Origin of the sequence: Limosilactobacillus avium, assembly GCF_947381485.1 — a bacterium.
In the GTDB taxonomy this organism is placed as follows: Bacteria; Bacillota; Bacilli; order Lactobacillales; family Lactobacillaceae; genus Limosilactobacillus; species Limosilactobacillus avium.
This window is the reverse complement of the sequence record NZ_CANCWN010000026.1, coordinates 17481-27232: the sequence shown is the minus strand read 5'-3', so window position 1 is coordinate 27232 and position 9752 is coordinate 17481. Positions and strand designations below refer to the sequence as shown.

Below are 9752 nucleotides of genomic sequence, written 5' to 3'. Positions count from 1 at the left end.
ACTGGCATACACCAATCGAGATCTTCCTGCTTAATTTACGTCATTAAATTCGTTCAAGTTATTTCTTGCAATCTGCCTTTTAAAAAATTTTTTGAAAAAATATTTATTCTGGTCTTTATTCACTATTTAAAAATCACAGTGACTCACTTCTCTCCTACAAAAAAACGGCCAGAAATCGTTCTGGTCGTTTTTTGGGATTACTGAAGAATTATTTTAATTTTATATGGTACAACCGAGCGATTTTTTCGTGAGGAAACTTAACCGTTAATTGGTTGTTATTATTTGTATAGGTTGTCAATTTATCATTCTTTGGATATATTTGTGTAACATTCATAACGTTACCATAGTGAGATAAGTCAATTGTTTGCGCTTCGTCACCACCTTTCCCACGCCAAACAGCAAGGTACATTTCATGGTCATTGCGTAGGCCATAACTAAACCATGGGTCGTCAATTTGGCTTAGCCCCATTGGCCATATCGGTAGCATTGTTGGAATCTGATCACGATACTGCTTATAAGTTGCAATTCCTTCTTGAACAAGATCTAACCGCTGCCCCTTTACTTCATTAAGGAGCCCACTTTGATGGATTCGGACTAGCATCGCATTGACCATGTTAAAAATAACTTCCTCATTGTCCCCATCCTTTAGTGGGTAGGACCAGATGGCACACTGCTCTGGGCTAACTACTGAGGCCCCAACTGCTGCTATATTACCATTACGAACATAGTCGGTTTGATCGGTCATTGATTGGATACTGTGTCGCTGTAACATTGCGTAGTCATGACGCATTCCACCACTACCGCAATTCTCAATTACTATTTCTGGATAGCGTTGGAAAACATCGTCTAACCATTGCAGATAAGCCCGATTATGTTTGAGAAGACCGTCACCATAGCTATCGGCATTATGATCAGTACCAATCCCAGTCGTGATATTGTAGTCCATTTTAATATAGCCAACACCATACTGTTCCACTAACCGGTCCACTACATCATCAGCATATTTTCGAACTGCCGGATTAATAAAATCAAGGTGATATCGGTCGCTATCAATTACCCGCTTACCATGACGCGTAAAGAACCAATCATCTGGTAACTGTTTAGCTAACGGGCATTTGATCCCCATTACCTCAATTTCAAGCCATAATCCAGGTACCATCCCCTTACTACGGATATAATTAATTACTTCCTCAATTCCATTAGGGAAGCGTTCTGTTGATGGTTTCCACTCACCGACACTATCCCACCAGTATCCCGGTGCATACCAGCCACAATCAACCACGTAGTATTCGCACCCGGCCTTAGCAGCAGCATCAATTAACGGCTTTTCCTTGGCGGTAGTAGGATCTCCAGAAAGGCCGTTCATATAATCATTAAAAATTACCGCTAAGTGCTGATCATCCTGATTTGGTCGTCGAATATCACGACGATATTTAGTCATCGCATCCAGTGCTTCTTCAAAGCCGCCCTTTAATTGACCAAAGGCAACCGTCACAGTTGTAAATTTTTCACCAGGCTGAAGTTCTTTCCACCAATGATTATCGTATTCTTCTGGTCCTGATAGACGAACAGCCAGTAAATTTCCTGTTCCAATATCGGTTAATTCATAATGCCAGGCCCCGTTATTCTCAATTTGCCAAATTGCGGTCTGATTTGTCTTTGTATTGACTAACATCCCATTGGGTGAATATTCTGAACACGACCAAGAAGAATTGTTGGTGATACTAATCCGCTTTGACGACGCCTGTTCCTTATTTCCGTCAACCCAATAGTCAAGTCCTGCGTCTTTTAAAGAGTTAGCTTTCCACTGGGCTTCTGCGGTCCAATCATTATTGGCCACATAAAAGATGTTGTCTTCAGCGTAATTACCGGATAAGTCTCCTGCTTGGTCAACCCCTGTCAAAGCAAATGAAGACACATATTCAATACCAAGGTTGTCTTCACCAATATTTTCTAGTGTTACCCAACTACGGATAACTTCCGTATCATCATATAGTTGATAATAGTTGGTTACTTTTAGGCCCGTTTCCCGGTTGATTTGAACCACTGCAAGTTGTTTACCTTGTGGCATATTTATCACCTGGTGATTCAAATATTGTAAGTTACTACCAGGTTCGGTAGCCACGAAACCCACCCCCTTATGGTGAATGTTTTCGCCGGTAACTTTAACCTCTGTCAATGTCATCTGTTTTTTGGTTTCCTCATCTACGTTGGAAAGATCATTACTTCCCACTTGAATCAAGGCCACTTTTTTATCATCTAGTACTTCAAAGACTAATTTAGTAGATGTAGTGCTGACTTCAAATCTTGTCATTTTTTCTCCCTTTCATTCGCTAATCCAGCATAATAAGTGGGTATTTCCCACCTTCACTATTATTAAAGCGCTTTCGTTGATATGATAAGAGTAATAATTAGATTGGAGGTCAGCAGCTAATGGATAATAAACCAAAACGAGGCAACCTACTTTTCTTTCTCGCCCTCATCATTATTGTCGACATGCTTTTTATTTTGTATTCAAAGCTAAATTAGTAAAGGAATATGGCCGATTACCATGTTCCCTTTTTTATTGCTATTCACGAGTCTTAGATAACTCAGCGGTAATGTCTTTTTCCATATTTTCATACTTTTGGTAAACCAACGCTGGGATGATTGCCAAAGCATACATTAGGATAGTTACCCAATTGAATGAAATATTAATTCCCATCAGGGCGTGTGCTGTTTGAACGTGGTTAGCCACATAACCAAATGCTGACATAATACCACCATTCAGGGCACCGGCTAAGCCCATTCCCATCGACATACAAAATGCTGAACCAACCGTTGTTAAGATACCAGCAGCATTGACACCATTTTTCCATTCACCATAGTCAACAGCTGAGCCCAACATTGCAAATGGCATTGAACAAGCAATCCCAGATCCAATGTTTGCAATAATCCAACCAATAACGGCACCAACAACATTAAGGTGAGCAAACATGATGATAAACTGGCCAAGAACAGCGCCTGCTAAGCCAAGGGCCCAAATATGACTTTTTGACATAAATTTATTCAACAACGGAATCGAAATAATCCCGATAACCTGAATAATGGCAATTGAGTTAAAGAATGTTACTAAACCCTTGTTGTGGAAATAATAGGTAAAGTAGTAAACCAATGACTGCTGACGGCCCTGTTGAGCAATCCAGAAGAGGAAGTTGCCACCAACAATTAGGAACCATGGCCAATTCTTATTCATGGCGTGAATACTCTTCCGTAAGGTAACCCGTTGGCTATTAGGAACAACTACCCGTTCACGGATGTGCCCAAATGAGAAAAGAGTCCCACAAACATTTAGAATTGCAAAGATAACAATAAAAATCCGGAAGCCCTTAACATCATTACCGGCACCAAAGAAGGCAACCAGTGGAAGAGTCAGGGAATTCACGATGAATACCCCAAGTTGTGAACCAACCATCCGCCATGAATTCAGCTTAACACGTTGAGCAGGTGAGGACGTAATCAGTGTAAGGATAGTCGTAATTGGAGCATTGATACCAAGGTAAAGCACCCCATAAATCATGTAAACGACCCCACAGTAAATTGCCTTAGCAGCTGGGCTAAGACTTGGTGCCCAAAACAGCAGAATTGCACTTGCTGCATATGGGAAGGCCAACCAAAGAAAGTATGGCCGCGCCTTACCAAATTTCGAGTGAGTCATATCAATTAGAGTACCCCAAACTGGTGCTCCAACTGCATCAACCACCCGCGCAATTAGCAAGATAATCCCAGTTGCGGCAGCAGACACTGCCGCAACGTCAGTAAAGAAATACATCAAATAACTATTAACAACCGTCGCTAATAACTGCCCAGAAAAATCCAAATTAGCATAACTCAATTTTTCTAAAGGGCCAACCTTAGCCTTGGTCGATCCAAACGGATATTTAACCTTTTTCATATCCATGACCATTCACTCCTATCAAGTAATTCTAATTATTCAACAATTAAAATTGTAACCGTTTTCACAAGTTTTTAAAAATGGCCATTTTAGCATTATCGGTGTCTATTTATTACTTTACATTGAACATTTGGTGGCAAATTCATACTATTAAGATAGCAAGGAGGGATTTTTATGGAAGTAGCCTACTTTGATATCAACTAACCTGTCGTTGCTGCTAACCAAGGATTCTTTACTGCTGACGAAAATTGGCGGCACAAAAGGATTTACCAAAATGATGCTTTTGAAATAATTATGGTCGTTTCTGGGAGACTTTTTTTACAAGTTAATCATCGACGATATGAAGTATCCGCTGATGAAGTCTTGTTAGTCCCAGCTCATGCAATTGTAGTAGGCTACCAAAAGTCCCCACGACATACTCAATATTACTGGTTTCATTTTTTCACCAGTCCCGATGGCTACCATCAGGGTGAGTATTATGAAGGCAAAAATTTGGCTAGTAGTCTAATTCCCCTACCACCTCTATTTTCCTTACCAGGCATTAAAAAGTCTTACGTACTGGCTAACCAAATATTAGATGTTGCGATTAATAAGCATTATCCTCACATTGCTGTAGACTATCTATTAACTAGTTTGCTAATTGAGCTCTCCCATGAATTTATAAAATCCTCTATATCGACAAACAGTAACCAAATGGAGAATGTTAAGGGGTGGATTCGCTCTAATCTTAGTGGCAAGTTAACTGTTAGCCAAATTGCAAATCATTTTGAATTCAACCCTAACTATCTGGAACGAATCTTTAAACAAGAGACTGGGCAAACATTGATTCAGTTTGTCAATAGTCTAAAAATGACACGTGCACAAGAGTTGTTACTAAAAACCAATTTGCCAATTAAACGGGTAGCTAGTGAAGCCTACTTTAATGACGACAAACACTTTATGAAGCAATTTAAAAAGGAGTTTCAACTAACTCCTTCGGAATTTCGACGATCATATACTCAAAAATTTCAGGATAGTAGTAACTTTGACCCACAGGTACTACTATCTAGGGATACGGATATCAATTATTACCAACGTTTTAAAAAAGAACAGCCCAATCATAATAAAAAGAAATAGCTACTAATTTGCTTTTGGTGCCATGTATTACATCATAAGCTTCGTGAAAGCATATAAAAGGCTCCTAGTCTTACGCTAGGGGTCTTTCCTCGTAATACTTGATAATTATTAGATTGGGTTGTTCATTTTTATAATTATTCTGAGATTGTGGTTTACAAAGAGATTGTTACCGTTTATTAAGCCAAACTTCCATTTGACCATTATCGCGGTTAGCCCAGGCATAGTAAGGGATTAACCGTAAATGTGACTGTGACCAACCAGGTGTATCATCAACAAAGTAATAAAGTTGCTGCTCGCTATCTTCAGCCATTCGCTCTGCGTCATCAGTATCAAGCACAACTACGCCATCAAGTAATTGACTATCATAATTGCTTGTAAATTTTGGATTGGATTTTAAACGATAGTTCCATAGTGGTGCTTTATTATCACTTTCTTCTGCGCAATAAATAATTGGTCCGCGTTGCACGGCAACTTTGCCCATATCATCTTTGACGCGGTTATTTGCTCGTACCAAATGTACATCCATTCCAAAATCAACTGTAATATTAGTAATCTTATCTGTAATCGGCAGGATAAATAATTGCTTCTGCAACTTTACGTCTACTCTTTGACCATTAACTATAATATGGTAATCTCCCAAAGCCCATTGTGGAATTCGAATGGCAAAATTAAATTTAACCTCTTGAGAATTACTAATTACATAACTTAACTTTCCCTCCCACGGATAGTCAGTAGTCAATCTAATTGATACTCCATTATCGAAATTGGTTTCATTAGCAATAAACTGATCAGACAAAATAGTATTATCTTTTATTGAGTATAAGTATCGATCGACGGATGACAATAAACGCGTAATGTTTGATGGACAACAAGCACAAGCAAACCATGAAGAACGTTTGGTATTAATATGATTTTTTCCTGGATTTTTCTTGCTGGCTTTTGGATCCGCTTCTAATGGGTTCACATAAAAGTAGTGCTTCCCATCCAGTGCAATTCCACTCAAGGCACCATTAAATAACTCCTTTTCAATTATGTCACCATACTGGCCGTTCAAATCGCTCAATAGCATCTGCTTAGCAAATAGAACCATTGCAACTGACGCACATGTTTCCCCATAATCTGTATCGTTAGGCAAATCATAATCATATGTAAATGCTTCACCAGTTGTCGTTTGACCCACGTTACCCGTGATGTACATTTGCTTTTTAACCGTATCTTTCCATAAACGGTTAGCGGCCTGCATCAATGCTTGATCCTTGGTTAACCGCGCAATATGTGCTAATCCAGTACAAAAGTAAAGTACCCTTACCGCATGGCCATGAACATCTACCTGCTCTGTTACTGGCTTATCTGCGAAGTAATAGCGATTGCCAATTTTATCTAATCCAGGGAAGAAATTACGGCCTTTACCATCAAGCTTATTTTGACGATCAAAGAATTCAGTATCTTGCCCACGTTGAGTAATAAAATACTTAGCGAGTTTTAAATAGCGTTCATTTTTAGTAACTTCATATAATCTTGCTAAGGCTAACTCTATTTCGGGGTGACCAGGTATTCCGGGAATCTGATTTTCTTGCAGCCCAAAGTGTTTATTGATACAGTCTGCCATTTTCTCAGCTATTTTTAGCGCCTTTTCATTACCAGTTACCTCGTAATAGGCAACCCCAGCCTCAATATAATGTCCCATTGAATATAGTTCATGCGATTGTTGTAGACGCTTAAATTTTCGCTCTGGCATTTCGATTTGAAACATCGTTGATAGGTAGCCGTCGTTTTCCTGAGCATCTGCAATTAAATCAACTACCGAATCGGTCTCTTCACGCAATTTTTTGTTTGGTGCATAACTTAAAACATATGCAGCACTTTCCAACCACTTGTAAACATCCGTATCTTGAAAGTCCATCCCAAAGAACTTTCCTTTTTCTCTTCCAGCAGCAATCTTAAGATTAGCAATTGCATGACTCTTATCAGCAGTACCTTCTGCTGCAAATGCATCGTTAGAAATTATAATTTTCTTATTATCATTAATCATATCCCATTGAAATGGAATCGAACTATTCGCCATTAATTTACGATAACGTTGCCAGAAATCAGACGTTATCTTTGTTTTTCTTTCCTTAAACATTATATGCACCCCTTCTACTTTACATGCTTAATCCACAAAATAAATGCTGTACCACAGATAGTTACGATAATTGAGCCCCAAAACACTAACATGTAGCTTCCAGTTGCAGTTACAATCATTGAAGTTGCAGCAGGAGCAATCATTTGTCCTGCAGTATTGGTTAAGTTTCCAAATCCAACATACTTACCAGTCGTCTTATTTTCCTTAGCTTCCCTTGGAATAACGTCAATATTCAAAGCCATATCAACAGCTAGGTAAATTCCATAACCTAAACCGGCAAGAACAATATAACCAATAACACCGCTAACTGATTTAAACATTACTAAACTCAGTGTTCCAATAATCATTAATACCCCACCACATGTAACGGGGATTTTACGTGCTCTCAATTTATCCGAAATTGGACCGGAAAATGCGAGGCCAAAAAGAGAAACAATTAAAGTAAAAATTGACAGCTTATTCATCGCACGGGCAGCAGCAAGTGTCGATAATCCAATATAATTTTCAAGAATATATAGTAAATATTGAAAAATCATCGTATAACTTGTCATGACCAAGAAACGACCTGCACATGCCTTATAGAAATCATGCGCACCTGTTAACTTTGGTGGTAGTAGCGTTGCTAGGGCTTTGGTCAAGCTTTCATTACGGTCAACAACCATATTTTTCGAAGATTTCTCGCGTGGTGTTATAAGTAACACAATTAGTCCAGAGACAGCAATTAGGATTCCACCAATTACAAATCCCCAACTCTGATAAGAACGGCCTAAAAAATAAGAACTAATGAACTGCCCAACTGGTGCACCAACTGAGGTTGCACCAAATCCTGCGGACAAAGTTCCCCGCACATTTCTAGGAACACGATCTGCTAAGAACGCATACATTGGCGTCTGAATTGCATTTTGGCCTAATGTATTGAAAATGTAAGCCATTGTCAGACTAGAGGTTGATTTGAAAATCCCAAGGGCATACAAACCAATCCCGGCAACAAATGAACCAATAAAGATCCAAGGCGTCCGCTTCCCAAAACGTGACCGTGTCTTGTCAGAAAGTGTACCCCAGATATACCCAGCAAATAACGATACAAGAGAGGTGACAGATGTAATAATTCCGTAAGCCGCCGTTGGATTGGTAATTCCGACATCTTTAATATGCTGAGGAAGTAATACCGCACTGTTTAACGTGAAGGCAGCATTATTTAGAACACCGTAAATAATAAAAGCTATTAAAAACCGCCAAAAGGTTGATTTAGGCCAAGGTTTACCGGTTTCTGGTGAAATCGAACTCGGGTCAATTATTACCGCCTTATCGACTTTTGACACTGAATTTTTTCCTAACATTATATTCACCCACAATTATGTGAAAAGAGTTAGAAAGCGCTTTCTACATTTCCTATGATAAATCTTTCACAACTTATAAAAACTGCTAAAATAAAAGAAACGGTATACTTTTTTGACTTTCAAAGGAGTGAGAAGGATCTATGAAATATTATTCCTATAATCTATCCGATAATATAATATTTATGATTGGTGGGCTATTTAACGCTAATGCTAATTGGTCACATTCTAAACGATATCATCGTGGTGACTATGAATTGATCCTTTGCAAGAAGGGAATTCTCTACTTGAAGATAGCAAATCAGCTTTTCACTGTTAAAGAGGGAGAATTCATTATTATTCCGCCTTTTCCAACCATGATTGGCTACCATCCTTCACCAAGTAATGTTGAATTTTATTGGTTGCATTTTTTCTTACCTGCCAGTACTAGTGTTACAAATGAAATTCCACACATTAATAGTAAAAAGATAATTCTTCCACAATTAGGGCGTATTTCTAACCTTAATCGTTATATTATCCTAATTCACCAATTACTAGAACTCGATTTAACTGACCTTAATAATCAAAAAATCGCTAACTGTTTTATTACTATTATCCTGACTGGATTAAGCCGTGATCTTTCACTCTCAACACAAATTAAAAACACCAAAGCGGAACAGGTTGAAAAAATGAAAGAATGGATAAGGACAAACCTCTACATTTCCCCAACAGTTACAATGATGGCAGAGCATATTGGACTTAATCCCCAATATTTTTCACGCCTATTTAAAAAAGTAGCCGGTGTCAGTCCCAAGCACTACTTAATGAACTTGAAGTTGCAGACTGCACAATCACTTTTAATCAGAACCAATCTTTCAATTAAAGAAATTGCAAATAATTCGTATTTTAAAAACGAAAAATTATTCTTAAGGCAATTCAGGAAAAGTATTGGTATTACACCAAGCCAGTATCGCGCTCAATTCTCTAAGATTTATCACAACAACCAAGTAATTAATCCTGTATTACCAATCCCTGAAGAGATTACCAAACATTTAACAGATATACCTGATCCGGGGAAGGCGTTGGACTGAAAAAACGTCATTTATAGTTTCGTCTTCACTCTCTCGTCGACACGAAGCTAACTTGTAAGCTCTTAATGTTTTAAACACATATAAAGGGCCTTTGACACTTTTTTATGCCAATCGTCCCCCAGTGCTCCACCCCATTGGCTTAGTGCCTAACAGAAAAAGAAGCTGGAAAA

At 38.5% G+C, this 9752-nt stretch carries 6 protein-coding genes and 1 pseudogene; 3 read left to right on the top strand and 4 right to left on the bottom strand.

Annotation, left to right across the window (positions count from 1 at the left end; genetic code table 11):
- Nucleotides 1–208: 208 nt before the first annotated feature.
- Together QOS01_RS08195 and QOS01_RS08190 are read right to left on the bottom strand one after the other, a co-directional pair.
- The gene (locus QOS01_RS08195; RefSeq protein WP_283621919.1) at nt 209–2314 is read right to left on the bottom strand and encodes a glycoside hydrolase family 36 protein; all 2106 of its coding nucleotides are present in this window, start codon (nt 2312–2314) and stop codon (nt 209–211) included.
- 255 nt (nt 2315–2569) lie between these two features.
- Nucleotides 2570–3946 (bottom strand): MFS transporter, encoded by a 1377-nt coding sequence (locus tag QOS01_RS08190; RefSeq protein WP_283621918.1) that lies wholly within the window; start codon nt 3944–3946, stop codon nt 2570–2572.
- 246 nt (nt 3947–4192) lie between these two features.
- Here QOS01_RS08190 and QOS01_RS10825 point away from each other — a divergent pair.
- A pseudogene (locus QOS01_RS10825) lies at nt 4193–4363 on the top strand (AraC family ligand binding domain-containing protein); the annotation flags it as partial.
- 63 nt (nt 4364–4426) lie between these two features.
- Nucleotides 4427–5050, top strand: coding sequence for a helix-turn-helix domain-containing protein (locus QOS01_RS08185; RefSeq protein ID WP_283621917.1), 624 nt, complete (start codon nt 4427–4429; stop codon nt 5048–5050).
- Nucleotides 5051–5216: 166 nt separating this feature from the next.
- On the opposite strand, the gene QOS01_RS08180 is transcribed toward QOS01_RS08185, so the two are convergent.
- Both QOS01_RS08180 and QOS01_RS08175 read right to left on the bottom strand, forming a co-directional pair.
- Nucleotides 5217–7175: a glycoside hydrolase family 127 protein gene (locus QOS01_RS08180; RefSeq protein WP_283621916.1), complete on the bottom strand. Its 1959-nt coding sequence runs from the start codon at nt 7173–7175 to the stop codon at nt 5217–5219.
- Nucleotides 7176–7189: 14 nt separating this feature from the next.
- Complete coding sequence (locus QOS01_RS08175) at nt 7190–8497, bottom strand: MFS transporter (protein WP_283621915.1); 1308 nt, start codon at nt 8495–8497, stop codon at nt 7190–7192.
- A 158-nt stretch (nt 8498–8655) separates the two neighbouring features.
- Between QOS01_RS08175 and QOS01_RS08170 the strand changes: the two genes are divergently transcribed.
- Nucleotides 8656–9582 (top strand): helix-turn-helix transcriptional regulator, encoded by a 927-nt coding sequence (locus QOS01_RS08170; RefSeq protein WP_283621914.1) that lies wholly within the window; start codon nt 8656–8658, stop codon nt 9580–9582.
- The last annotated feature ends 170 nt before the right edge of the window (nt 9583–9752 follow it).

What these genes read in the sequence shown, in the direction of transcription:
- QOS01_RS08195 (WP_283621919.1), bottom strand. Translation starts at nt 2,314, where the DNA reads ATGACAAGATTTGAAGTCAGCACTACATCTACTAAATTAGTCTTTGAA.
- QOS01_RS08170 (WP_283621914.1), top strand. Translation starts at nt 8,656, where the DNA reads ATGAAATATTATTCCTATAATCTATCCGATAATATAATATTTATGATT.
- QOS01_RS08190 (WP_283621918.1), bottom strand. Translation starts at nt 3,946, where the DNA reads ATGGTCATGGATATGAAAAAGGTTAAATATCCGTTTGGATCGACCAAG.
- QOS01_RS08180 (WP_283621916.1), bottom strand. Translation starts at nt 7,175, where the DNA reads ATGTTTAAGGAAAGAAAAACAAAGATAACGTCTGATTTCTGGCAACGT.